Source organism: Mycobacterium sp. HM-7 (assembly GCF_053852335.1).
Genome location: NZ_CM132657.1, coordinates 150,881 through 175,896, shown reverse-complemented (window position 1 = coordinate 175,896; position 25,016 = coordinate 150,881). Strand labels below are relative to the sequence as shown.

Annotated in this window: 24 protein-coding genes; 4 read left to right on the top strand and 20 right to left on the bottom strand. The window is 66.5% G+C overall.

Annotated features, from left to right (window positions below; all coding sequences use genetic code 11):
* Nucleotides 1-114 precede the first annotated feature (114 nt).
* Together ACWW1C_RS00910 and ACWW1C_RS00905 are read right to left on the bottom strand one after the other, a co-directional pair.
* Complete coding sequence (locus ACWW1C_RS00910; protein WP_455981681.1) at nucleotides 115-495, bottom strand: hypothetical protein; 381 nt, start codon at nucleotides 493-495, stop codon at nucleotides 115-117.
* A 69-nt stretch (nucleotides 496-564) separates the two neighbouring features.
* Nucleotides 565-999, bottom strand: coding sequence for a MarR family winged helix-turn-helix transcriptional regulator (locus ACWW1C_RS00905; protein ID WP_455981680.1), 435 nt, complete (start codon nucleotides 997-999; stop codon nucleotides 565-567).
* Between the two features lie 76 nt (nucleotides 1,000-1,075).
* Between ACWW1C_RS00905 and ACWW1C_RS00900 the strand changes: the two genes are divergently transcribed.
* Together ACWW1C_RS00900 and ACWW1C_RS00895 are read left to right on the top strand one after the other, a co-directional pair.
* On the top strand, nucleotides 1,076-1,834 hold the full coding sequence (locus tag ACWW1C_RS00900) for a pirin family protein (RefSeq protein ID WP_455981679.1): 759 nt from the start codon (nucleotides 1,076-1,078) through the stop codon (nucleotides 1,832-1,834).
* A gap of 171 nt (nucleotides 1,835-2,005) precedes the next feature.
* Nucleotides 2,006-3,112 (top strand): phosphodiester glycosidase family protein, encoded by a 1,107-nt coding sequence (locus ACWW1C_RS00895; protein WP_455981678.1) that lies wholly within the window; start codon nucleotides 2,006-2,008, stop codon nucleotides 3,110-3,112.
* Between the two features lie 119 nt (nucleotides 3,113-3,231).
* Here ACWW1C_RS00895 and ACWW1C_RS00890 read toward each other — a convergent pair whose 3' ends face one another.
* The 15 genes from ACWW1C_RS00890 to fadD5 all read right to left on the bottom strand — a co-directional run bounded on the left by ACWW1C_RS00890 (nucleotide 3,232) and on the right by fadD5 (nucleotide 21,362).
* Nucleotides 3,232-3,645, bottom strand: a complete 414-nt coding sequence (locus ACWW1C_RS00890) for a hypothetical protein (RefSeq protein ID WP_455981677.1) — start codon at nucleotides 3,643-3,645, stop codon at nucleotides 3,232-3,234.
* 103 nt (nucleotides 3,646-3,748) lie between these two features.
* Nucleotides 3,749-6,190, bottom strand: a complete 2,442-nt coding sequence (locus tag ACWW1C_RS00885; protein ID WP_455981676.1) for a hypothetical protein — start codon at nucleotides 6,188-6,190, stop codon at nucleotides 3,749-3,751.
* A gap of 411 nt (nucleotides 6,191-6,601) precedes the next feature.
* Entirely contained in the window at nucleotides 6,602-7,432 is an 831-nt protein-coding gene (locus ACWW1C_RS00880; RefSeq protein ID WP_455981675.1) for a mammalian cell entry protein, read from the bottom strand.
* Entirely contained in the window at nucleotides 7,399-7,962 is a 564-nt protein-coding gene (locus ACWW1C_RS00875; RefSeq protein WP_455981674.1) for a mammalian cell entry protein, read from the bottom strand. Before ACWW1C_RS00875 ends, ACWW1C_RS00880 begins: the two co-directional genes overlap by 34 nt.
* Nucleotides 7,962-8,933 (bottom strand): RDD family protein, encoded by a 972-nt coding sequence (locus ACWW1C_RS00870; protein ID WP_455981673.1) that lies wholly within the window; start codon nucleotides 8,931-8,933, stop codon nucleotides 7,962-7,964. Before ACWW1C_RS00870 ends, ACWW1C_RS00875 begins: the two co-directional genes overlap by 1 nt.
* Nucleotides 8,930-9,574: a hypothetical protein gene (locus ACWW1C_RS00865; RefSeq protein WP_455981672.1), complete on the bottom strand. Its 645-nt coding sequence runs from the start codon at nucleotides 9,572-9,574 to the stop codon at nucleotides 8,930-8,932. Before ACWW1C_RS00865 ends, ACWW1C_RS00870 begins: the two co-directional genes overlap by 4 nt.
* Complete coding sequence (locus ACWW1C_RS00860; RefSeq protein ID WP_455981671.1) at nucleotides 9,544-11,100, bottom strand: virulence factor Mce family protein; 1,557 nt, start codon at nucleotides 11,098-11,100, stop codon at nucleotides 9,544-9,546. The genes ACWW1C_RS00865 and ACWW1C_RS00860 overlap by 31 nt, the downstream gene beginning before the upstream one ends.
* Before the next feature lie 4 nt (nucleotides 11,101-11,104).
* Nucleotides 11,105-12,286, bottom strand: coding sequence for a virulence factor Mce family protein (locus tag ACWW1C_RS00855; protein WP_455984493.1), 1,182 nt, complete (start codon nucleotides 12,284-12,286; stop codon nucleotides 11,105-11,107).
* Nucleotides 12,287-12,297: 11 nt separating this feature from the next.
* Nucleotides 12,298-13,917: a virulence factor Mce family protein gene (locus ACWW1C_RS00850; RefSeq protein WP_455981670.1), complete on the bottom strand. Its 1,620-nt coding sequence runs from the start codon at nucleotides 13,915-13,917 to the stop codon at nucleotides 12,298-12,300.
* Nucleotides 13,918-13,927: 10 nt separating this feature from the next.
* Nucleotides 13,928-15,493 (bottom strand): MCE family protein, encoded by a 1,566-nt coding sequence (locus ACWW1C_RS00845; RefSeq protein WP_455981669.1) that lies wholly within the window; start codon nucleotides 15,491-15,493, stop codon nucleotides 13,928-13,930.
* Nucleotides 15,490-16,518: a virulence factor Mce family protein gene (locus ACWW1C_RS00840; RefSeq protein ID WP_455981668.1), complete on the bottom strand. Its 1,029-nt coding sequence runs from the start codon at nucleotides 16,516-16,518 to the stop codon at nucleotides 15,490-15,492. The genes ACWW1C_RS00845 and ACWW1C_RS00840 overlap by 4 nt, the downstream gene beginning before the upstream one ends.
* On the bottom strand, nucleotides 16,515-17,795 hold the full coding sequence (locus ACWW1C_RS00835; protein WP_455981667.1) for an MCE family protein: 1,281 nt from the start codon (nucleotides 17,793-17,795) through the stop codon (nucleotides 16,515-16,517). Before ACWW1C_RS00835 ends, ACWW1C_RS00840 begins: the two co-directional genes overlap by 4 nt.
* Before the next feature lie 4 nt (nucleotides 17,796-17,799).
* The gene (locus ACWW1C_RS00830) at nucleotides 17,800-18,669 is read right to left on the bottom strand and encodes an MlaE family ABC transporter permease (protein ID WP_155900416.1); all 870 of its coding nucleotides are present in this window, start codon (nucleotides 18,667-18,669) and stop codon (nucleotides 17,800-17,802) included.
* A gap of 4 nt (nucleotides 18,670-18,673) precedes the next feature.
* Nucleotides 18,674-19,477, bottom strand: coding sequence for an MlaE family ABC transporter permease (locus ACWW1C_RS00825; protein WP_455981666.1), 804 nt, complete (start codon nucleotides 19,475-19,477; stop codon nucleotides 18,674-18,676).
* 262 nt (nucleotides 19,478-19,739) lie between these two features.
* On the bottom strand, nucleotides 19,740-21,362 hold the full coding sequence (gene fadD5 / locus ACWW1C_RS00820) for a fatty-acid--CoA ligase FadD5 (RefSeq protein WP_455981665.1): 1,623 nt from the start codon (nucleotides 21,360-21,362) through the stop codon (nucleotides 19,740-19,742).
* Nucleotides 21,363-21,498: 136 nt separating this feature from the next.
* Here fadD5 and ACWW1C_RS00815 point away from each other — a divergent pair, with 136 nt between their 5' ends.
* Nucleotides 21,499-22,194 carry a GntR family transcriptional regulator gene (locus ACWW1C_RS00815; RefSeq protein ID WP_455981664.1) on the top strand — a complete coding sequence of 232 codons (696 nt, stop codon included), beginning with the start codon at nucleotides 21,499-21,501 and terminating at the stop codon, nucleotides 22,192-22,194.
* Here the strand turns inward: ACWW1C_RS00815 and ACWW1C_RS00810 are convergent.
* Together ACWW1C_RS00810 and ACWW1C_RS00805 are read right to left on the bottom strand one after the other, a co-directional pair.
* Nucleotides 22,191-22,634, bottom strand: a complete 444-nt coding sequence (locus ACWW1C_RS00810; RefSeq protein ID WP_455981663.1) for an SRPBCC family protein — start codon at nucleotides 22,632-22,634, stop codon at nucleotides 22,191-22,193. The genes ACWW1C_RS00815 and ACWW1C_RS00810 overlap by 4 nt on opposite strands.
* Before the next feature lie 86 nt (nucleotides 22,635-22,720).
* Nucleotides 22,721-23,176, bottom strand: a complete 456-nt coding sequence (locus ACWW1C_RS00805; RefSeq protein ID WP_455981662.1) for an acyl-CoA thioesterase — start codon at nucleotides 23,174-23,176, stop codon at nucleotides 22,721-22,723.
* 26 nt (nucleotides 23,177-23,202) lie between these two features.
* Here ACWW1C_RS00805 and ACWW1C_RS00800 point away from each other — a divergent pair, with 26 nt between their 5' ends.
* The gene (locus ACWW1C_RS00800; RefSeq protein WP_455981661.1) at nucleotides 23,203-24,291 is read left to right on the top strand and encodes an alcohol dehydrogenase catalytic domain-containing protein; all 1,089 of its coding nucleotides are present in this window, start codon (nucleotides 23,203-23,205) and stop codon (nucleotides 24,289-24,291) included.
* Here the strand turns inward: ACWW1C_RS00800 and ACWW1C_RS00795 are convergent.
* Nucleotides 24,288-24,947: a helix-turn-helix domain-containing protein gene (locus ACWW1C_RS00795; RefSeq protein ID WP_455981660.1), complete on the bottom strand. Its 660-nt coding sequence runs from the start codon at nucleotides 24,945-24,947 to the stop codon at nucleotides 24,288-24,290. The two genes, ACWW1C_RS00800 and ACWW1C_RS00795, sit on opposite strands and share 4 nt — an antisense overlap.
* Between the last annotated feature and the right edge of the window lie 69 nt (nucleotides 24,948-25,016).

Here is a 25,016-nt window from a genome sequence, read left to right as displayed (position 1 = left end):
GACAGGACGCTAACACTGGCAGAACAGCAATTTCCGGCGAATTGACGGTTGTGTCACATGACGGCTCGGACCGCCGGCGAGGCCAGCAAACGCGCTAGCGAAGACCGCGAACGGCTACTGCGGACAGACCAGGATCTGCTCGTGGAAGTGCCAGCTGTCGATGTTCACGTATTCGCCGGGGGCACCCGGGACAGATCCGCTCGAATTCAGCTCGGGAATGTAGACCGCGTTGATTCTCGCGCCGAAGCCGAAACCGGTGTTGTATTTGACGCCACCGTCCTGCTCAATGGTCCAGTTCACCATGCCATCGGTGTACGTGTAGGTCCTGAGCAGCTGAAGGTCTTTGCCGATGCCGAAGCTCTTCTCCCGCTTGATCACCAGCGGGCTGCCGTCCAACGGCACACACCGTTCCGCATGCGCCTGGGGTGCCGGCAACAACGTCAACCCGGCGATCAGCGCGCCCGCCACCCCGGCAGCGACGACTGAATGTTTCACGTGAATCCTCCCCGCAAACCCGATGGCCCCTACTGTAGCCGCGAATTCGCCACGACTCACAGGGTCTGTTCAGGCCAACCGCTCCAGCACCGTCGCGGTCCATCGCCGCAACGTGGCCGCCTGCGCCCGGGTCATGCCGTCGAACACCAGCCCGCGGACCAACTCGGCGTGCCCCGGCGCGGCCGCCTCGAGCGCCTCGCGGCCGGCGTCCGTAAGGGTGACGACAGCGGCACGCCGGTCGTCAGCGGACCCGGATCGCCCGATCAGGCCGCGGGTCCGCATCCGCGTCAGTTGGTGGGATACCCGGCTCTGTTCCCACCCGAGATGCGCACCGAGTGCGCCCATCCGACAGTCCGGTAGCTCGCTGAGGGCGACCAGTACGTCGTAGTCCGCCAGCGACAGCCCGTGATCGTGCTGCAACTGTCGGTTGAGCGCCGCCTGCAAGCGGCCGCTCATCGCCAGATATGCGCGCCACAGGTCCTGCTGGTCGTCGGTCAGCCACATGAAATATATGACACATCATTTATGTTGTGCCGTCCAGTAGCGACACCTAAGCTCACCGACAACGACAGGGGACCACATGGCCGAAACAGTCGACATCCGCCGCGCCGCCGACCGCGACGCCACCCGCATCTCGTGGCTGGATTCCAAGCATTCGTTCTCGTTCGGCGGCCACTACGACCCGGCCAACACCCACCACGGCCTGCTGCTGGTGAACAACGACGACCGCGTCGCGCCGGGCTCAGGGTTCGAGACGCACCCGCACCGCGACATGGAGATCGTCACCTGGGTGCTGCGCGGGTCGCTCGTCCACCAGGACTCGACCGGCAACTCCGGCGTCATCTACCCCGGGCTGGCCCAACGAATGTCCGCCGGACGCGGCATTCTGCATTCGGAGAAGAACGACTCCTGGCGTTTGACCGGAGCCGAATCACACAGCGAACCAGTGCATTTCGTGCAGATGTGGGTGGTGCCCGACGAGTCCGGCAAGACGCCGGGCTACCAGCAGCTGGAGATCGACGACGAGCTGTTGCGCGGGAAGCTGGTCACCATCGCCTCGGGCATGCCCGGCCACTCCGACGACACCGCCATCACCATCGGCCAGCGCAATGCCGCGCTGCACGGCGCGCGGCTGGAGCCCGGCGACACCGTCGAACTGCCGACGGCGAAGTACCTGCACCTGTTCGTGGCACGCGGCGAGGTGGCGCTCGAGGGCGCCGGGCCGCTGCAAGAGGGCGACGCCGTCCGGCTCACCGCATCCGGCGGCCAGCGCGTCACCGCCACCACGCCGGCCGAGATCCTGGTGTGGGAAATGCACACCGATCTGTCCGGCTCGTAACCCCGACGGCATTGGCCCCGTCCCGACTCCGGTCGGCGGCGGGGCCAATTGCACTGTGCTCCAAGGTGATTCAACCGTCATCGACCCGTGATACCGACGTGACCAAAGTTGACAGAGTGTTTGCTGTGGCTACGCTGAAGGTCGTTGCATCGGACCGGAGGAAGGGCCACAATGTCGTTTCTCGGGCCGATTCCCCGACGCGGCGTCATCTACCGGCTGCGGCAGTTCCTCACGCACACAACGATTCTGACCCTCGCGATCGGGCTGGCCGGCACCGCCGGAGCACCGGCATCCCACGCCGCCGACGGCCGCTCGCTACTGGTCAACGCCATCACCAATTACCGCGGCAGCTTCCTGGTCTACAACTTCGGCGGCGACCATCCCGCCCCTCTGCTCAACGCCGCGGGTAACTGGTACGAGTCGGGCAACGGCGGCCATCTGCTCGTCATCAAAGCCGCATCGCAGCGCATGAACCCGCGCCTGCTCGTCGACTCCCACCGCGGTATCCAGTCCCGCTGCGAACGCGATCCCCGCGCCCGTACCGCCGAAGGACTATTGCAGGCCTCTGAGGTGTTCACGCCACTGGAGGCGTGGCAGGCGCTGGGCCGGCCCACCATCGCGGTGAACGCCAACTTCTTCGACATCCGCGGCCAGCAGGGCGGGTCGTGGACGTCCACTGGATGCAGCTCGCCGCTCGGCGCCTACGTCGACAACACCCGCGGCCAGGGCCGCACCAACGCCGCAGTCACCGGCACCATCCCCTACGCCGGCAAGCAGGGCCTGTCCGGCGGCAACGAGGTGTGGACGGCGCTGAGCACCATGATCATCCCGTCCGACGGCGCGCCATACATGATAACCCCAAGCAGCACAAGCGATTTCAATGCCGCGACCGGCCCGATCAACAATCTGGTGAGCCAGGGCGCCCGGTTCGTCGCGGTCAGCGGCATCGGCCTGCTGGCACCCGGCGACACCGGCCAGCTGAACGACGGCGGCCCCAGCGCTGCCCGCACGGCGCTCGGGTATGTACGGAGCCGGGACGAGATGTACATCTTCCAGGGCGGCAGCCACACACCCGACCAAATCCAGGACCTGTTCCGGGGGCTCGGCAGCGACACCGCCATCCTCCTCGACGGCGGCGGTTCCTCCGCCATCGTGCTGCGGCGCGACACCGGCGGCCGCTGGGCCGGGTCCGGCACGCCGCGCGGTTCCTGCGACACCCCGGCAGTGCTTTGCGACTCCAGGGAACGCGCGCTACCCGGCTGGCTCGGTTTCGCTTGAGGCATCAGGCGTCAGGCCGTCGCTCCACCGGTGCCGCTGGCACCGGAATCAGCCTTGGCGCCAGCGCCTTTCGACTCCTTCTAGACCTTGGAGCGGCCGGCCCGGGACGTTCCGTGTCGTCACGGCGCCTGGCGCGACTCGTCCTTCTCGCCGTCGGGCGCCGGCACCGACCGCCCGTCACCGGCCTCGAGATCGAGCGCTTTCCGACGTGCTTGCGCATCGGTCTGAAGATCGGCCTCCGTATCGGTCTCGGGCTTTTCTGTATCGGGCTCGGCCTCGGGGTCTGTCTCGGTCTGTGCCTCTGGCTCCTGGGCCAGTTGCTCGTCGGCGTTGTCGTTGGCACCAGTCGAATAACTCGCATCGTTCTTCGCACGCGGGCCGGCGACACCGGCCACGTTGAGCGACAACGTCACCCGCCCAAGAGCGGTCGACGGATTCAGGGCCGCCGGGGTGGCGGCGCCGTCGTGCGCCGGCAGGCGGCTCGTCAGGCCTGGTCCGCCTAACCTGACCAGATTGACTGCGAACGTACGCACCTGCGCACTCGACCTTTTGCGACCTCAGTTCTCACTCAACGCAACGGCGGACAACAAGAACGCCCGACGCACATTCGCGTCGGGCGTCCCTGTTGGCCGTGGATCAGCCGGCGTGTGCGGCCGAGCCCCCGCCGGTGGCGCCAGTGCCGGAGGTCGACTTCGCGGCGCCGTCCTTCTTCTGCTTCTTGGTCTTCGGGCCATCCTTGGCGACCTTCTCGGACTTGTCCGTGCCGGCCTTGGCGGCCTTGGTGTCCTTGTCGGCCTTCGTGGGCTTGTCGGCCTTCTTGTCCTTCTTGTCCTTGCCTGCGGTCGATGCACCGTCCGTGTCGTCGGCGGCATGCTTCGGCTTCTTACCGCTGTCCGGCGTGGACGGGGTGCCTTCCTCGGCAGCGTGCTTGCCCGACGACTGCTCGGTGCCCGTCGTGGTGTCGGACTTCGGGTCGGCCTTGGGGTCCTCTGCCTTGGGCTCGACCTTCGGGTCGGTCTTCGGGTCTTCGGCGGCCGGCGTGGTGCCCGTCTTGTCCTCGGCCGTCTTGTCCTTCTCGGCGGCCGTCTGCTCGGTGGCCTGCTTGGCGTCCTTCTTCGAGCCGGTGAGGCCGGTGAGGCTGGCCGACAGCGGCGCCAACTTCGGCGTGGTCGACGGGATGTCCGTCGCGGCCGTCGGGCTGACGACGCCCTCCTTCGCCGCAAGCGAGTTGACCGTGGCGCCCTGCGTGAGGCCGCCCAGCGTGCCGAGCACGCCCTTGAGCAGGTTCTGCACGGTGCCGGACAAGCCGCTCAGCGGGTTGAAGCCGTTGAGCTTGCCGCCGGTCAGCAGCTTGAGCAGCGCCTCGACCGCGTTGTCCGGTGCATCCGTCGGGTTGGCGCTGAAGAACTCCTTCTTGAATCCCGCCACCAGCGAGTTCATGATGTCCGCCGGCACCTTCTGCCAGTTGACGTTCGGGAACGAGAAGAACGGCGTCGGGGTGCCGGGGTCATTCAGGGTGCGGCTGTAGGTGCCGTCCGGGTTGCGCACCACGTCGGTGTAGCCCAGGTTCACCAGGCTGGTCATGGCCGGCGCGAGGGCGTTGGCCAGCTTGTAGATGGGCGAGCCCAGCGTCCCGAAGCTCACCATGTTCAGCACGTCGCCGGTGAGGTACATCGGTTCCATCAACGGCAGCGTGTTGGTCGGAATCGTCAGATAGATGTTGACGGCCAACGGATTTCCGGTCAGCAGGCCGCCGGTGAGGGCGCCCAGCTGGGTGGTCAGCTGGTTGGTCAGAGTGGCGGTCGAGATGCCGCGTAGCAGGTAGGTCGGCAGGGTGCCCGCGACCAGATTGTTCGCCAGGCTGAACGGGTTGGGCCAAGCGGCCAGGTCCGAGAACGGCTGGTATTCGAGGGTCGCGTCGACCTTGATCGGCAGCAGGTTCGCACCACCGATGGACAGCCCGGTATTCAGCAGCGGGATGCCGCCACTGTGCGCTGCTGCGACATCCGGGGTGATCAGGTTGATACCCAGCAGGTCGCCGATCGGGTAGAAACGCGCCAGCAGGCCGCCGTTGGCCCGGCCCAGGTTGTTCAGCAGGATCATGGGCAGGACGGTCAGGCTGCCGAGGACCGGGCTGGCGCCGCTGTGCGTTGCACCGCCCGGCTGGTTCGCCAGGTCCGCGAGGACCTTCGAGTACGCCTGTCCCATGGAGAACGCGCCGAGTCCGAAGCCGACGCTGAGCGGCACCCGCACGTCGATCAGGTCCAGCTTGTCGAGGCCGATGGCGCCGCCGACGGTGTCGATAGCAAGCTTCAGCGCAGTGACCAGCGGCCCCAGCACCGGAAGCTGCCCGGCCCGGCCCAACACGGTGTCGAGCAGGCCCATCGCGCCGACATCGAGGTACTCAGTGTTGTTGATCTCGTTCGCGATCGCGTTTGCGGTGCCCGGGGTCCAGCCCAGGTCCAGACCGGCGATCTTCAGCAACGTGAACACCGGACCGGCGGTGACGATGTTGACGCCGGGGACGTTCAAGTCGCTCAGGTCGAGGATGTTGTCGAGGTGGATTCCCAGAATGTCCAGCAGACCGCTCAGCGTCACGTTGCCCTGGGCGTCCATGATGCCCAGCCCACTCAGCAGCGGGACCAGCGCGCCGGTGATGAGCGGCCCCAGCGCGGCGCTCAGCAGCGGCGTCAGCTTGATCGGCAGTGCATCGAGGATCTGGCTGAGCAGATTCTTCGGCAGCTGGTTGATGAGGTTGGTCAGGTTCAGCCCGCTGAGACCGCCGATGCCGCTGAGCGCCTGGACGAGCGGCGGGAGCAGCGCCTCGACGCCGCCCTGCGCGAGGTTGTACGCGGCGTTACCGACGCCGAAGGTGATGTCGGGAAGCACGCCCGGCTTCGGGAACGGCGTGGTGAATGCCGACAGGTTGACGGCCGAGTGCGACGACGGCACCACCCGCGGCGTCGGCGCGGTCGGCACCGATGCCGTCACCGTCATCGCGGTAGCCGTTGCGGCAGCCGCACCCAGCAATGCCGCCCGCTTTGCTTGAACACGTCCTGCCAGATGCGTAACAGCCATTTGCCCCGTCCCCTCAGCCGCCACAATTCGGTTATCAACCGGACGGTAACATTAATGCATCGCAGCTCCAACACCCACATTGACCTGCCGCTTTCCCAAATCTGGCAAACGAGCGAGCGCGGCTGACCGCACCTCGGAAACGCCGGGCGGTCAGCTAATTTTCGTCCGGGGAAAATTGTTTGCTGGCTAGCCGATGAAGCGGCTTCGATCCGCCGCGGCGTGCCGGCAAATATTGACGCCGACAGCCCCTGTGATACACACCCACCGCAGGTCCGAACGTGATTCAGGCCATAGTTGGCCCACGTCAGCCAGCGCGGCGCCGTTCGAGATCAAACCCGAAACAGCCGATTCACAGTGTGCTGACAGGTAGCACGCGTCAATTCAGGCAAACACGCCTACCGGCGGCTACCGCTACACCTGCGGCGTCAGATCCAATTTGGTCAGGGCGCCCATCTGACTGACCTTCCAATCAGCGCCGGAACGCTTCAGCGTCAGCCGGTACGAGAGGTACCGCAGGGAGGGAATGCCCTTGGTCAGCGGGCTGGTCGCAACCGAGTTGGTGTAGACGATGGCAGTGGCCTCATTTGCACCGATACTTTCCACCGCTGTGCCCATCACCTTGGTCTGGTTGGTGACCTGAGCCTGCTTGTTGCTCGCGACGATCGAGTCGACGAACTTGCGGTACTCCTCGGCGAAACCGCCGGCCAGATATTGCTGCGACCGGTCCGCCAACTTGTCCATGTCGTTGGGCGTGTACGACCACAAGGTGGTCACCGCCGCGGCAGCGGTCTTGGCGACCTCGAACTTGTTCTGAACCAGCGCGCGATCGGCCAGGTACGGCTGCACCGCGGCACCCGCGAATGCCGTGGCACCGACAAACAGCGCCGCCGCGGCCACGCCTGCGACCAGCAGCTTGCGCCCGGCGGGACGATGCGGCACCAACACCACCGGCGCCGCTCCGGCCTCGTCCGCCGACTTGCTCTCGGCTACCTCGTCAGCCGCTTCGGTTTCCGAATCTTCCGGTGCGGCAACAACTTCTGCCTTCTCGTCGGCAGCGGCAGCCGGCGCCTCGACCGCCTCGGCGGAAGCCTCCTCGGCCGGCGCCACACCGACGGGTTGATGACGGGGCAGGCGGTGCCTGCGCCGGGCCGCCTTGCCCTGCGGGGCGTCGGCCGGCTGCGGAGCGTCGGCCACAGACTCCCCGGGGGTCACATCACCGGATTCATGCGGCTGATCTTCCACTGCTGCCCTTCCTGCGTAGCCGTTACCACCCACCGCGATCCGTTCTCCACGGTCGAGTTGCCGTCCGGCGTCGTCGTCGTCAGCTTCATGGCGATCAACACATCGGCGCTGCCGTCGTCATTCCACCGTTGCACACCGGCCGCCTCGACCGCCCCTTCGGCAGGCTGGGCGCGCGCCACCTGCATCAGGATCTGGTCGTGCTTGTCCTTGAACTGTTTGGCGAACTCGCCGGTGGACTGCCCCGCGATCCGCTCGACGTAGGCGTTGGCGTGGAACGGGTCGACCGCGGTGAAGCCCTTCATGAACTCCTCCACGTAGCCCAGCACGGCCGCCGAGCGGGCCTGACTCGCCACGTCCTTCTCGTGCTCGACCACCAGGTAAGTGCTGGCCGCGATCGCCGCGATCACCAAAACCGTTGTGATACAAGCGATGGCGAGCAATACCGCGCGACGGGGTACCGTCGCCACAGCCTTGAAGTAATCACCGGCGACGAAGCGCTCGGCGGCATCGATCTTGCGGCGCGGGCTCATCAGCGTCCTCCCCGCGGGCTCTTGAGCACCGTCAGATTAGACAGCTGCCACTTGCCGTCATGCGTCTTCACGAAGTCCACCCGCACGGTGGCGGTGATGAACCGCAGCGTGTTGGTGTCGACGCCGCGTTGCCCCTGCAACGCCAGCAGCATCGAGGCCTTGTCCGCATCGGCACTCAGGATCGCGCTGCTCACCGCGTAGTACTGGTTGGTCGTCGGCTTCTTGCTCACCGCCTGCTGCTGCTTGATCAGCTGGTCGCGGTACCCGTCGGTGACCAGCGCCTGGGCCGTCTTGAAGTCGTTCTGAAAGGTGTCGACGCCGTAGCTCAGCACGCGCTCGACGATCTTGGGACCCTGCTCGGAGATCTGGTGCCGCGCCTCATCGACGGCGCGGTCGTGCCGGAACTGCACGCCGTAGCTCAGCCCCACTGCCGCCACGCAAACCAGCGCACCGGCCGCCAGCACCTGTCCGGCCCGCCGGCCGGGGTCGTGTTCAGGAGCGGGAACCACGCGAACTTCGGTGTGCAGCAACAGATCCGCGAACGTGCGATGCCGCGGATCCCACAGCGGCCACAGCCAGCCCAGCAGCACGGCGACGGTGTCCAGCAGATGCGCGAAGTCGCGCATGATGAGCCGGCCCATGCCGGCGGGGACACCGGCGGGAACCCGTTCCACCCGGATCGAGAACAGCGAACGGCCCAGGCTCCAACCGGTGATCGACGGCAGCAGCCACCGGTTCACCAGGATCGCGGCCGCCGCCAGCGTCGCCACACCGGCGTAGACCCACAGCGTCCAGTCGGCCCGGGCGGCGTAGCCCAACAGCGCCATGACGGCGATGACCGCAATGCCCAGCGCCACGTCGAGCGCGAAGGCGCCGGCCCGCGCCGGCCATGAGGCCAGCACGGATGCCGCGTCGAGCTCCGACTCGGTGCTCGCTGACTCGGCGCTCGTCGTCTCCTGGCCAACCGTCACGAGGTGACCTGGTCGAGCTTGGCCACCTTGAACTTCCCGTCGACCGGCGCCATCTGCGCCCGCATCCGGTAACCGACTTCCTTGTCCTTCTCGGCGCTGTTGCTGATCTTCACGCGCACCGCGACCAGCACGTCGATCGATCCGTCGTCGTTGTGCTTCTCGACGGCGGCCCGCATCTGCGAGATCTGCACCTGCACGTTGGCGGCCTTGTATGCCTCGAGCGTGATGCCGCTCATGAACGAGGCCTGCGTCGCGTACGCGCCGGTGGCGCATTCGATGATCTTCGTCTGCGCAGCGATCATGGCCGACGTATCAGGCGCCTGGGTGGCCGTGACGCAGTCCTTGGCCGCCGCGATGGCGGCCGTCTCGTTCGCCGCGAGCGCCTGGCTCTCCCGATGCGACTCGAGCGCGAACCAGCCGCCCGCGCCAACAGCGGCGGCCAGCACCACAAGCGCCAGGCACACCGTCAGTGCGATGCCCCGCCCGATTCGGGCGGGGCGCTGCGCACCCTCTGATTCGCCGGTTGCTCCCGGCTCCTCGATCGACTCCTCGGCAGACGGCTCTGTCGTCACCACGTCCTGCGACGTGACGTCTTGCTCATCGGTGGGGTTCAGCTGGCTGGTGCCAGCATCTCCTTCCATCCGTCGTCTCCTGGGTTGCTCGAGTTACTGACCGAATACTTCACACCGTTCGGTCCGACCACCTGTCCGCTCTGCGGGTTGTAGGTGGCCTCTGGTCCTGCTGCCGGAGTGTAGAGGCACTTGTTGGGTTGCTGCCCGCTGCACTCCACCGTGCCCTGGCCCGGTGCACTGATCGGGTCACTGGACGGAGCCGACGCCCGCTCCGGGGGCGGCAGCATGTTGGCCGGTAGCGGGTTCATCCCGTTGTTGATCGACGGCGCCGGGATCACCTTGCCCGGGTCGACCGGCTGATCGCAGCGCGCGGCCGGGGCCGGGCAGTTCACGATCTGGTCCGGGGTGCCGTACCACGGATTGGTGCCCAGCGGCTCGTACGGCTTGTTGTCCCGGCACTCCATCGGGCTCGCCGCGCGCTTCGCCGGATTGTCCACACAGGGCAGGTTTCGCGAACCGCGGACCGTGTTCTGGGCGTCCTTCGGAATCTTGCAGTACAGGCCCGACTCCAGCGGTGCGGTCGACGTGTCCGCCGGGGACCGCCACTGCGACGCCGGCAGGAAGCCGGTGAGGCACGGCGGCGGCTGGTTGATGCCCAGCGCCAAGTTGATCGGGAGTTCCTTCTCGTAGACCGCGGTCAGCGAGTCGACGATCGGGCCGGCCATGGGCAGCACCACCAGCACCTGCTCGAGGCCCTTGTTGTAGCGCTTGAGCATGTCGAGCACGATCTCGACGTTGGCCAGCGACTGCGGTAGCGCGTCCCGGACCTCGCCGAACACCGCGTTGAGCTGATCAGCCGTCGGCGCACCCTGCTGGATGGCGCCGCGCAGCGCCGCGTCCTGCTGCGCCGACTGGCTCGCCAGCACATTCAGGTTCCGGGCCCACCGCGAGATGGCGTCACCGGACTTGACCTGGCTGTCGATGATCGGCCCAGAGTTCTGGATGATGTCGTCGACCGAACCGAGGTTGTCCTTGAAATCTCCCGCCAGCGCCTGGGTGCCGTCGACGAGGTGCTGCAGTGAGGGACCGAGCCCGCCGACCGCCTCAGCGGTGTAGTCGAGCAGTGCCCCGATCTTCTCCTTGGGCAGCGCCTTCAGACCGTTCTCGGCCGAGTCGAGCGCCGGACCGACTTCCTTGGGCACCGTGCCCTTGGTGACGGTCTGGCCTTCTTTGAAGTACTGGCTGGGGTTACCCGGCGACGCGAGGTCGATGAACTGCTCACCGACCGCCGACACCGAGTGGACATTCGCGACCGCGTCCACCGGAATCTTGTACTTGTCGTCGATGTCCATCTTGACGCGGGCGCCGGTCTCCGTCGGCTCCACCGCCAGCACCTTGCCGATGGTGATGCCCTGGTAGGTGACGTTGGCCGTCTTGTACAGACCGGCCGAGTTCGGCAGGTCGGCATACAGCCGGTACATGCCCACCCCGAGGTAGGTCGGCAACTGCAGGTAGATCAGGGACAGGCCGACGAGCGCGGCCACCGTGAGAATGCTGAAGATCACCAACTGCATCTTCAGAAACCGGGTGAGCATGTTCTCACTCCCCCCTTTCCACTCGCGGCCCGCCCGGCGCGGTGGCCGGGTTCGGGGTGAATCGGACATCCGGGATCATCGTCGCCGGATCGCGGCCCCACGACTGCTCCAGCGCACGGGCCATACCGGACAGGCCGGTGCCGGTCAGGATGCCGTTGTCGATCGCGCTCAGCGTCAGGTCGAGGTGCAGCGAGATGTTCATGTAGTCGCCGCGGATGACCTTCGGGATGTTGTCGATCGGGAACGGCAGCGTGAACAGCAGCTTCATGGCCGGCACCAGGTTCGGTGACGTCTTGGCGATCTGCTTGAGCGCCCGCTGCAACGTCGCGAGGTTGGTGTGGAGGTTGGCGTTGCTGTTCGACAGCGTCGTGTCGGCGGCCTTCGACAACCGGCCCAGCGCCAGCACCGCATTGGTGAACAGGTCCTGGGTCTGGTTGAAGTGCTCGATCAGCGGCGGCGTCTCCGTCAGCACCCGGTCCAGGGTGTCGTTGCGGTCTGCCACGACCTTCAGCAGCGTGTCGCTCGACCGGATGGCCCGCGTGATGTCGTCACGCTGCTGGTTGAGCTCGTCGGTGAAGGTGTCCAACCGGTGCAGGAACTCTTTGATCTGATCCGCGCGCCCGTTGAGGATGTTGTAGACCTCGGACTGGATCTTCTCGATGTTCGGCACACCGCCACCGGTCAGGATGCCGGAGATGCCCGCCAGCGTCCGCTCGATGGTCGGGAACGCCGAAGAGTTCTTCAGCTCGATGGTGTCGCCGTTCTTCAACTGCTGCGGCGACGGGTTCGGCGGCTCGTCGAGCTCGACGTGCTGCGAACCCAGCAAACTGGTCTGGCCGATCCGAGCCAGCACGTTGCGAGGCAGGTGGATGCCGGGGTTCAGGTCCACCGTCAGCGTCGGAACCCAGTTCTTCAGCTCGATCGACCGCACGCGCCCGATGAACACATCCGCCACCCGGACCCGGCTGTTGGCGTTCAGACCCAACGTTTCCGGCATCTGGATGTAGATCGTCGAGTGGCCGTCCACCGTGCCCGGACCACCGGGCAGCGGCACGTTGGCGATGCCGCGCCAGCCGCAGGAGCTGAGCACCAGCGCCGCTGCCGACAACACGCCGACCCGGCGGGCGTTACGCGCCCACCCGCGGCGGTGTCGCGAATATGCCGAGGGCCTCGACTCCGACCCCATCGACCCGGTCATCATTGGCCTCCAACTTCGGCAGGAAGTGCGGGTCCGGCCGGCGCGGGCGCCGGAGCCGGTCCGGGAGCAGGCCCAGGTGCCATGGCACTCATCGGGCTCGGATCGTTACCCGGTCGCGGCGGTGAAACCGGTCCCGGCTGCGGGTACCACGGCGGGGGCAGCGGGCTGCTCTCGTTGTAGGCATCCGGCGGGCCGGCCATGTTGACGCCACCGGTCGGCGGGATGATGTCCGGTCCACCCATGAGCTCGCCGAGCGACTCGGGGGTCAGCAGGTCCTGGGTCGACTGACCGACCTTGAGCCCCTGCATACCGGGCGCGGTGATCCAGCCCGCCTCGTGCTGGCCGTGCGACCACGGGGTGTCACGCGAGAACACGCCCGGCACCGTGGTGTCCTTGAACCCGCCCGGGGGCTGCAGTCGCGGCTCCGAGTAGGTGACCAGCTTCGGCAGCGTCATGGCGGTGGTCGCCATGTTGATACCGAACGGCAGGTAGTTGAACTTGATCGCGTCCATCACCGGCGCCAGGTACTGCGCGCACAGCTCGGCGGAGTCCTGGTAGCCCAACCGGCTGCCGGCCTGGATGGAGCTGCAGATGAACTGCAGCGGGTTCGAGAAGTTGGTCACGCCGGGCAGGACGCCGGAGGCGATCAGACCGCCGGTGGCCGGCGAGTAGATGTTCTCGAGGTTGGCCAGGAAGTTCGGGTAGGCGTGCAGCGCCCGTTCCAGACCGTCCCGCGGCTCCGGCTGCAGGATCGCCGTCGTCGCCTCCGACACGTTGTTGATGTCGTGTGCGAGGACGCTGCCGTTCTTGTCCAGGAAGGTGCGGGTCGTCGCCATCACCTTGTTCAGGTCCTTGAGCGCGGACGCCAGTTCCTGGTCGGTGTTGGTGAACTTGTTGGTGAACGACGCCAGGTCGTTGTTCAAGGAGACGAACTGCTGGTCGCTCTTGTGCAGCGCGTTGACGAACACCGCCAGGCTCTTGATCACCTGGATGAAGTCGCCGCGGCCCTGGTTCAGCGTGTTCACGGCATCAGACAGGCCCTTGAGGGTCTTGTTGATCTGGGCGCCCTTGCCCTCGAAGCCGTCGGCGAACGACTCGATGATGTCGCCGAACGGGCCCTTGGGCTGTTCCTTGGTCGGACCAAGCTCCGCGAGGATGCGGGTCAGCTGGTTGCGCAGCTCGTCGTACTCGATCGGGATCTGGGTGCGCTCGATCGGGATGACGGCGCCGTCCTCCATGACCGGCCCGCCGGTGTACGGCGGGGACAGCTGGATGACGCGCGACGCCACCAGGCTCGGGTTCAGCACCGAGGCGGACGCGTTCTGCGGCACCTTGTACTTGTTCGAGTAGTGGAAGACGACCTTCATCTTGCCGTCGTGCGTATCGAGCGTGTCGATGGCGCCGACCTCGACCCCCATGATGAGGATCTTGTCGCCCGGGTACAGCGCGAGCACCTCGGGGAAGTACGCCGTCACCGTGGTGGTGGTCAGCTTGCGATACGCCTGCAGACCGAGGAAACCGACGAGCACGATCACCACGAGCGCGACGGCACCGCCGATGAGCGTTCCCCGAGACAGGTTCGGCTTCTTGATGTTTCGGATGTTGAAGACAGTCGACATCGTGGCGGCCCTATCCTTGCGACCCGGGCGGGAGGAACGGCGGGTTACCCGGCAGCGGCGCGGTGCCGGCCGGGCCGGCGTTGGGACCAGGTCCCGGCGGCGCCGGCGGCGCGATCAGCGGCCCGGGGATCGGAGCGAATCCGGGAGCGATGTCGCTGTCACCGGGCTGCGGTGTCAGCGGAACCGTCCGGGCACCGACGGGTGCGGGCGGGAGCGGCACCGGCGTACCGGGCACGTTCTCGGCCGGCTGCCCCGGGAAGGCGGCCGACGGCACACCCGGGCCGGTGGGCACACCGGCCGGGTTCGGCGCCGACGGGATGACGTCCGGCGGGGCGTAGGCGGGTCCACCGAACGGACCGACGCTGAGGTGCGAGCACGGCAGCGGATCGGCCGGCGACGGGTCGGCGCCCGCTCCCGGGGTGTACGAGCACGGCGAGCCGGGAGGCACCGCGGGTCCCGGATGCTCCGGCGTGCCTTCGAGCTTCGGCGGAGCCGGCGGCGGCGCACCGTTGGCGAAGCGCTTGCCGTTGGGGTCCGGCCACTGCGCCTCGGGCAGGCCCGCGCTGCGCCAGAAGTCTTCGGGGTTCAGTCCGCGCTTCTTGAACGCGGCGTCCACGAACGGCTGCATCAGCTGCGGCGGCAGGATGTTCTCGACCATGACCTTGAAGTACGGGCCCGACGCGATGGCCTCCGACAGCGAGGCCACGAACTTGCCCGCCGAGACCAGCGTGTCGGCCAGGTCCTGCTTGCGGGCGACCAGGATGTCGCTGATGGTCCGGAGCTGCTCCAGCACGTGGTTGATATTCGGGTTCTCGTCGATGGTCGCCTGGAGTTGGTGCGACACCTTGGAGACCCGCTCGAGCAGCACGCCGATGGCCTCACCGCGCTGGTTCAGCGCGTGCAGCAGCGTCTGGGCATTGACCAACAGCGCGTTGACCTGACCGCTGCGGTCGCTGAGGACCGTAGCGATCTTGTTGGCGTTGGCCAGCAGCGACCGAACCTCGTCGTCGCGCTTGCCGATGGTCTCCGAGAGCTTCTGCACCCCTTCGAGCGCCGCAGTCAGGTGCGGCGACGTCTGGTCGGCGGTCTCGGACAGCACGTTGAGCGAGTCCTTGATCGTCTTGGTGTCCCAGCCCTGCGAGGCGCGGGTGACGTCGAAAATCGCGTCGTAAATCTGGTACGGCGTGGACGTCTGCCCCAACGGCAGCACGCCACGCGGCGACAGCTTGTGGGTGCCCTTGGGCTCGATCTCGATGGCCTTACGACCAAGGATCGTCTCGGTCTTGATCAGCGCACGGCTGTCCGAACCGATGGTGTTGGTCCCGATCTGGAAACCGATGATCACCTTGTCGCGGTCGATGTCCATGGACTTGACCTGGCCGACGTTGACGCCGTCGATGCGGACGAAGTCGCCGACGACCAAGCCGCCGGTATCGGTGAACTGGCCGTAGTACGTCGGCGCCGCGAACAGCATCGGCACGGTGGTGACGGACGCTCCGACCGCGGTGACCAGCGCGACGGCGGCGAGGCCCATCATGCCTCTGCGGACCCGGTCGGATCCTTCTATGGTCCTCACTTCGGCGTGCACCTTCCGGACGGCTGGTTTGTGAGCTTGACCGTGCGCACCGGACCACCCGGCTGCAGACCGTTCATCTTCAACTCGATGTCGCAGACGTAGAAGTTGAAGAAGTCGCCGTAGACACCGCCGGACCGGCCCAGAATCTTCAGCGCCTGCGGCACCTTCTGCAGGGTGTCGTTGAGCTGTTCCTTCTGGTCGACCAGCGACTGCTGGGTGTTCTCGAGGTAGCCGAGGGTGTCGTGCAGCAGCGGGCGGTTGTCGCCCAGCAGGTCGCCGAGGGAGCCGGCGGCGTTGCTGATGTTGGCGACCGAGTCGGCGATCGGGTCGGAGCGGTTCTTCAGCCCCGTCACCAGCGCCTCGAAGTTCTTCAGCGTGTCGTCGAACTGCTTCTGGTGCTTCACGGTGGTGTCGAGGACCGTATTGAGGTTCTTGATCACCTCACCGATGGCCTGGTCCTGCTCACCGACGGTCGAGGTGAACTGCGCCGTCTGGTCCAGGATGTTGTTGATGGTGCCGCCTTCGCCCTGGAAGATCGTGACGATCGACGAGGCGATGGTGTTGACCTTCTGCGGATCCAGCGAACGGAACAGCGGCCGGAAGCCACCGACCAGCGCGTCGAGGTCCAGGGCGGGTTCGGTGCGCTCGACCGGGATGGTGCCGCCCGGAGGCAACACCTGGTTGCTGTCGCCGCGCGTGAGGTCCAGGAACCGGTTGCCGAGCAGGTCCTGGTAGCGGATGTGCGCCGAGGTCTTCTGATACAGCGGAACCGACTTGTCGACGTTGAAGTGCACCCGCACCTTGCCGCCGGGGATCAGCTCGACCTCGGTGACCTTGCCGACCTCCACGCCGAAGGCGCGCACGAACTGATCGGCCTTGAGGCCGCTCGTGTTGTCGAAGATCGCGAAGTAGTCGTTGTTCCGGCTGAACCGGAACTGACCGAACACGATGAAGATGCCTGCGGTGAATGCCAGCAGGACCGCGGAGAAGATGGCGAGTTTGAACGCCGTGCCCTTGATGCTCATGGGTTGATCGTGTTCTCCCCGTCTTGACGACCCCAGACGTATTCGGACGCGAACGGCGACCCGAGACCGAAGTGGTTGTACGGCGCGATCGACGCGCCAGTGTCCATCACCATGTAGGGCATCGGGAGGATGTCCTTGGTGACCGTCCAGCAACCCGGGCGACCCATCGGACCGCCGGAGGCGTTGATCCGCGGGAGGTTGTCCGGGTACACGTACTGGTTGGCCGCACCGACGAGTTCGGTGTGCGTCACCAGCGAGTAGCCATTGCCGCCCAGGCCCTTGGCCGCGGCCGGCGCACCGGCGGCGAAACCGCGGAACAGGCAGTCGAGCTCGGGGGCGTACTTGTCCAGCACCCGGGCGGTCGGCAGCAGGTCCTGGGCGCCGCGGACCAGATAGGGACCGCCGCGCTCGAGGATGTCACCACCGGTGTTGCCGAACCCGACGGCCGACATCAGCGCCTGGTCGATGTTGCCGCGCTGGTCGTTCAGGGTGCGCTCGGTGGTCACGGCACTCTTGAGGCCGTCCCACAGATCCGGGGACGCCTTGGCGTACACCTCGGTCAGGTCGGCGAGGGCCCTGGTGTCGTGTCGGAAGGTCGGCATCCGCTGGTTCAGGTCCGCCAGGATCGTGTTGCCGTTGACCAGCGACTGGCCGAACTTCTCACCCAGCCCGTCGAGAGCCTGCGCGGCCGCGGTCAGCGTCGCGTTGAGCTTGATCGGGTCGACCTGCTCGGAGATCGCGGTGATGGTCTCGAACAGCGTGTTGAACTCCGTGGTGACGCACGCGGTCGGCGGCGTCGGCGGGGAGCAGTTGGACACGTCGATGGTGTCGCCGCCCCGCAGGCGCTGCGGCGCCGGGTTCGACGGCGAGGTGAACGAGACGTACTTGTTGCCGAAGGCGGTGGTGGCCAGCAGCTTCACGTCGACGTTCTTGGGGAGCAGATTGAGGTACTGCGGGTCGATGTTGAGCACCAACCGGGCTTCCGGCGACTGGCCCGAGTGGCCGACGACCTGGACATCCTTGACCCGGCCGATCGGCACCCCGTTGTAGGTGGCCTTCGAGCCAGGGTCCATGGAGAGCCCCGAGCGCGGGGTCACGACGTACAGCTGGGCCTTGGTGTCGAAGTAGCCGCGGAACTGGGCCCAGGTCAGGGTCAGGACGAGCGCGGCGACGACTGCCAGGACGATGCCGGCGATCTTGTACGGCGGCGTGCGGTCCTTGTTGAGCTCGGCGCGGACCTGGCCCTCGGCAACGGGTGGCTGATTTGGATTCGTCATCGCGTCACACCGTCAGGTTGAAGTTCGGGTCGGTGCCGTAGAGCGCCAACGAGAAGAGCAGGACGACTGTGACGATCGAGATCAGGGAGGTGCGCATCGAGCGCCCCACCGCCTCACCCACGCCGACGGCACCGCCGCTGGCGTAGTAGCCGAAGTAGGCGTGGTTGAGGAGCACGACCACCGACATGATGATGACCTCGAGGAACGACCACATCACGTCGTCGACGCGAAGGAAGGTGTGGAAGTAGTGCTCGTAGGTACCGACCGACTGCCCGTAGAACAGTGTGGTGACCAGCTGCGCGGACAGGAACGAGAGCAGGATGGCCATCGCGTAGAGCGGGATGATGACGACCATGCCGGCGATCAGCCGGGTCGACACCAGGAACGACAGCGACTTGACGCCCATGACCTCGAGGGCGTCGACCTCTTCACTGATGCGCATGGCGCCGAGCTCGGCGGTGGCACCGGCGCCGACCGTCGCGGCCAGGGCCTGACCGGTCACGACCGGGGCGACGACGCGGATGTTCGCCAGGGCGGCGAAGAAGCCGGTGAAGGCCGCGACACCGATGTTGCCCAGGGAGGCAAAACCCTGGATGGCGATCAGCGAGCCGGCGGCCAGGGTGACGAAACCGATGATGGCCACGGTGCCGCCGATGACGGCCATGGCACCGGTACCCATGCCGACCTCCGCGATGAGGCGCAATACCTCTTTGCGGTAGTAGCGGAACGCGTGCGGGATGTGCCCGACGGCCGAGACCACGAAGACCGCGACGTGACCCAGGCTGTCGAACAACCGGGCCGGCGCGGCGCCGATATCGGCGACCTTGGAGAAGGCGCGGGGAAACCGGCCCCGCAGAACTGTCGATGTACTCATATCGCTACCCGGCCTGCGTTCCGAACTTGACACCGATCGTGGTCAGCACCACGTTGACCCCGAACAGCGCGATGACGCAGAGCACCAGTGTCTCGTTCACCGCAGTACCGACACCCTTCGAGCCGCCCGCCACGGTGAGCCCGCGGAAGCAGCCGACCAGGCCGGCGATCAGACCGAAGATGGTCGCCTTCAGTACCGAGATCACCACCTCTGGGAAGCCCGTCAGCAGCGTCAGCGTCGAGACGTAGGCGCCGGCGTTGACGTTCTGGATGTAGACACCGAAGAAGTAACCACCGACCAGACCGATGATGATCACCGCGCCGTTGAGCATGAAGGCGACGAACGTCGAGGCGACCACGCGAGGCACGACCAGGCGCTCGATCGGATCGATGCCGAGCACCTCCATGGCGTCGATCTCTTCACGGACGGTCCGGGCACCGAGGTCGGCGCAGATGGCCGTCGATCCGGCGCCGGCGACCACCAGCACCGTCACCAGCGGACCCAGCTGGGTGACCGCACCCAGGGCCGCACCGGCGCCGGAGACGTCAGCCGCGCCGAACTCCGCGAGCAGGATGTTCAGCGTGAAGATGATGAGCACTGTCAGCGGGATGGACACCGCCAGCGTCGGCAGGAAGGCCACCCGGATCAGGAACCAGCACTGAAGTACGAACTCCTTCCACTGGAAGGGCCGGGATACCAGCGCTTTGAAGGTGAGGATGCACATCTTGACGAAGCCGCCCACCTTGGTAAGCGGCTTGTCCAGCTGGTCCTTGAGATAACCGACCAAGGTGTTGTCCGAGGCTGTCAACGTTCAGCCTTCCCTTCCGGAAAACGGCCGTTCCGCGGCTTCACGCGTGGCACGCCCCCTCCTTAGCCCCTAGCACAAAATGAGTGATTTCTGTCTCGCTACTCCCGAGTAGTAAGACGGACCACAGGACTGTACCCGATACAGCGCGTACCCCGTGACCCAACTGAGGGATAATTGCGTTCAGTTTCAGCAAACGCGACATGGGCCCATCCGCCCTCCACTCAGGTGGTCGAATTCCTCAGCGCGACGTCACTTGCCACGCTTACGACACACTTGTATCACCGAACCGCTCGCGGAGTTCCGTTTTAAGGACCTTGCCAGAAGGATTTCGCGGCAGGGCGTCGACAATTTCGAGCGCTTTCGGGTGCTTGTAGCGAGCCAGCCGTTCGGTCAGAAAATCATCGAGATCCGCCAGGGACAGGGCACTTTCACTTGCGGCGGTCGCATTCGGCGCCACCGCAACGACGGCCACCGGCACTTCACCCCATTTTTCGTGCGGGCGTCCGATGACCGCGACTTCGGTAATGGAAGGATGCGCGGCCAGAATGTTCTCTACTTCCGCACAGTAAATATTTTCGCCGCCGGAAATAATCATGTCCTTTTTACGGTCGACGACCCAGATGTAACCCTCCTCGTCCTGGCGAACCAAGTCGCCGGAATGGAACCAACCCCCGGCGAATGCCTCCGCGGTCGCTTTCGGGCTGTTCCAATATCCCGCCATCAGGGTCGGCGCACGGTAGACGATCTCGCCGACCTCGCCCACCGGGACGTCATTCATGTTGTCGTCGACGACGCGCGCCGCCACGGTCGGGATGACCCGTCCGACCGATCCCAACTTCCGCAGCGCATCCTGGCTCAGCAGCATGCACGTCACCGGTGACATTTCGGTCTGCCCGAACGCAGCAAAGATCTGCGTGCCCGGGAATGTCGCCGCCATCTCCCTCAGAAGAGTGTCCGACGCGGGCGCCGCGCCCCAGGAAAGAACGCGCAGTTTGACGTCGCGCGGCTTGGCCCGCTGAGCCGCGCAGACCGCCTGCCACTGCGCGGGGACCAGGAAGATCGACGAGACGCCCTCGGCCTCCAGCACGTCGAGGAGGGCGCCGGGATCGAACGCGCCGAGCGGATAGATGACGGTCGGCAGGCCCAGGAGCAGGCCGCCGATCATGTTGCCGATGCCGGCGATGTGGAAGAAGGGGACGCCGATGAAGCCGACGTCGTTGTTGATGTCCGGCGCGATCGTGAACAGGTTCGTCATGGCCTGGCCCATGATGTTGACGTGCGTGAGCACGGCGCCCTTGGGATACCCGGTGGTGCCCGAGGTGTACATGATGAGCGCCGGGGAGTCCTCGGGGATATCGACAGGCGCCGGGGGCGCTCCGTCCTCGGCGAGGACGTCCTCGTACCCCAGCACGTTCCCCTCGGTGACGCCGCCGGCGACGATCACGGTGGCCAGCGACGGTTCCAGCTCGCGCACCGCGGTGGCGACCGGGGCCAGCACCTGCTCGGTGATCACGGCTTTCGGGTCGCAATCCCGGACCAGGTAGGCGATCTCGGGCGGCGTCATGCGGAAGTTGACCGGGACCGCGATGGCGCCGAGCAGGTTGGCGGCCAGGAACGCCTCGACGTATTCGGTGCGGTTCAGCATCAGGATCAGCACCCGGTCGCCGAAGCCGACCCCTCGACGGCTCAGCGCTCCCGCGAGCTTCGTGACGCGTCGCTCCAGCTCACTCCAGGTAACCGTATGGCCGACGAAGCGCAGCGCGGTCCCCTCCGGCTGCATGAGGGCATGGCGGGCAAGGTGAGTGGTCCAGTTCTGCCGACGGGCCAGATAGGGCTGCTCGAGTGCTGCGGATGACACGGTCTGCTCCTGTGTCTCGATCGGCATCGCGGCGGAATTGCGGTGATCGCGACGTACGATGCTGATATTTGATCAAATATAGTGTTGCTGCCGTCACAATAGGGCGCCCGCATCATCCGGACAACCGGCGGGTGTCCCCTGCCCCGCCACAAAAAGGAATGTCGTGAACGCCTCGGCGAAATCGCTACCCGGCCTCCAGCCGGCTCGTCGGCGGGAACAGCTGTCCGACGAGGTGGCGGCCCATCTCCGGACGGCGATCATGTCGGGCACGCTGCGGCCCGGCACCTTCGTGCGACTCGACGAAACCGCCGCCGCGCTGGGTGTGAGCATCACGCCGGTCCGGGAGGCGCTGCGCACGCTGCGCGGTGAGGGCATGGTCGAGCTCGAACCCAACCGCGGCCATGTGGTGTCCGCTTTCACCCGCGACGACATCGCCGATATCTTCTGGCTGCAGGCCACCATCGCTACCGAGATCGCCGCGAACGCGGCCCGGCGGATCACGGCGCCCGCCATCGCCGAACTCGAGCGGCTCACCGACGAACTCGCCGACGCCGTCGCGGCAGGCGACGCCGACGCGATCGCCCTGGCGGAGTTCCTGTTTCACAAGGAGTTCAACCGCGCCGCGGGCCGGACCAAGCTGGCGTGGTTTCTGCTGCACGCGACCAGGTACCTACCGGTCCGCATCTACGCCGCCGACCCGCAGTGGGGTGCCGCGGCGGTCGCCAATCACCGCGAATTGATTGCGGCCTTGCGGGACAAGGACATCGACGAAGTCGTCCGGCAGACCCGCCGCCAGTTCGACGACGCCGCCGAACGACTGACCGGCCGCCTCGACGAACTCGGGTTGTGGCCTGCCTAGTTGGCGGCGAGCTGCTCGGCGCGCGTCTTGAGGTTGCCGGCCAGGTGGTCCAGCGCGTCGTTGACGACCTTCTTGACCATTATCGACGGGATACCCGGCATATCGACCTCGACGTCCATGTCGACGGTCAGCAGGGCACTCGCCCCGAGATCGACCACAGAGAACAGCTGCTCCTGCTTGGAGAACAGATTGCCCTGCTGCATGACGGTCTGGATCTGGCCGTCACCGGGGTAGTAGACGGCCTGGATGTACGAGCCGTCCATGCCCTGAATCTTGGTGTCCAGGCGGAGCTGGCTGGGCCGGCCGTCGTCGTAGCGGTGCAGGATCCAGCAGCCGGTGACCTCTTCATTCCACTGCGGGTAGGCCTCGAAGTCGGCGACGATCCCCAGGATCTGCGCTGCGGGTGCGGCGACCTCGACGGTCTTGCTCACGATCGGCATGCGCCAGAGCATATCGACGCCGTCCACACCGTTGACCCTGCGCCCACGCACACGGTCACTCGCACTTTCCCGCCACCAAGGCAGGGTCAACCGACGACGGCGGTCTCCAGCAGCTCTCGGATGGGCGCCGGGATCGGGACGGGACGACGGGTGTCGCGGTCGACGTAGACGTGTACCCAGCTGCCGACCGCCGCGGCGAGCCGCGCATCAGCCTCAGCGGCGTGCTCCGTTTCCTCGGCCCACAACCCCGTGCGATAGGTGACGCTGCTGTTGCCCAACCGGGTCACTGCCAGCCCGACCACCAGCTGCGACGGGAACTTCAGTTCCGCGAAGTACCGGCAGCCTGATTCGGCGACGACCCCGAGCCACGGTGCGGCCACCGGGTCGACGTCGCGGGTGGTGTTGATCCACGCGTTGATCGCGGTGTCGAACAGCTCGTAATAGACCGCGTTGTTGAGGTGGCCGAACATGTCGTTGTCGGTCCACCGGGTCTGCACGGGCCAGTGCACCGGAAATTCCGCGGTGGTCAGTGCCTGCTCCATGTCGGCCAGTCTGTCAGGCTGGTGCCATGTTGATTCGCGGTGCCGTACTCGAAGAGATCGGGCGAGCCCGCCCCTACGCCGAATCACGGCCGCTCACCATCAGCGAGCTGGACCTGGCCGCGCCCGGCGACGGCGAGCTGCTGGTGCGTATCGAGGCGGCCGGGCTCTGTCATTCCGACCTGTCCGTGGTCGACGGCAACCGGGTCCGCCCGCTGCCGATGCTGCTGGGCCACGAGGCGGCCGGCATCGTCGAACAGGTCGGTGGCACTTCGGATTTGGTTGTCGGGCAACGCGTCGTCATGACGTTCCTGCCCCGCTGCGGCCAGTGCCGGTCGTGCGCGACGGACGGCCTGGCGCCCTGCATTCCCGGCAGCGCCGCCAACGGGGCGGGCACGCTGCTCGGCGGCGACACGCGGCTATCCCGAAGCGGCACAACGGTTCTGCACCACCTCGGGGTGTCGGCCTTCGCGACGTACGCGGTGGTAGATCGTCGATCCGTGGTGCCGGTGGATGCCGACGTGCCGCCCGTAGTCGCCTCGCTATTGGGGTGTGCGGTGCTGACCGGCGGCGGCGCCGTCCTGAACGCCGGACAACCGAAACCCGGTCAGACGGTGGCGATCGTCGGCATGGGCGGGGTCGGGATGGCCGCCATGCTCACGGCCCTGGCGCACGACGACGTCCGCGTCGTCGCCGTCGACCGGTTGCCGGACAAGCTCGAGCAGGCCCGCGCGCTCGGCGCGCACGATGCCGTCACCGATCCGGGTGACATCAAGGCCGACGTGGTGATCGAGGCGGCGGGTCACCCCGCGGCGCTCGAAACCGCGATCGCCATGACGGCCCCGGGCGGCAAGACCATCACGGTCGGCCTGCCGCATCCCGACGCGCGAATCTCGTTGTCGCCCTTGGCATTGGTCGCAGACGGCCGGTCGCTGATCGGCAGCTACCTCGGGTCGGCGGTACCGGCGCGCGACATTCCGCGCTTCGTCGACCTGTGGCGCTCGGGCCGGCTCCCGGTCGAGAAGCTGGTGTCCGACACCATTTCCCTCGACGACATCAACACCGGCATGGACGCCCTGGCCGACGGCCGCGCGGTGCGACAGATCGTGCGGTTCTAGGACGTGACCATCGGCATCAGGTAGCGGCGCACATAGGCCCGGGTGTCATCGAGGCTCGTGAGCTTGATGCTGGTGTGCGGGGTGACGATGAACGACAGGGTGAGCCTGGTCTGCAGCTCGGCCGCGGTCCGCAAATGCCGTTCCTGCGCGGCGGTGATGGCCTTCGTGCCGTACAGCTCGCGACGAAACAGCGCGACCGAGTAGTCGGTGGCGAAATCGACGATGGGGCCGGCGTCGACGGTGAGGCTCGGCAGGATCGCTTCGGGTTCAAGGCGCAACAGCTTCTTCAGTAGCGCGTGTTCGCGGATGAAGGTAACGGTGAAGACCGTGTCGTAGACCATGCGGTCCTCGAATGTCGTGCCCTGCGCGCGGGCCTGGGTGCTGCCCTCGAGGAATCGGCGCACCTCCGACAGGACGATGGCGTCGTTGAGCGCGGTCTTGGTGGGAAATCGCCGATAGAGGGTCGCCCGCCCGACGCCGCTGCGCTTGGCGACGTCCTCCATGGTCGATCGGCGCATGCCGACCAGCTCGGCCTGTTCCAGGCCTGCCCGCAGGATGCGGGTGGTGATCTCGTCAGGGTTCTCGACCAACGCGACAACGGCAGGGTCCGGTTCGGAGAGCCGACGCACGAAATCTTCTGTTCGGCTTGATGTCACGGAATTTCTCCTTGCCAGCACAATGCGTCGATCGTACGGTGGATCATATCCGGGCGAGACAAAGATTGT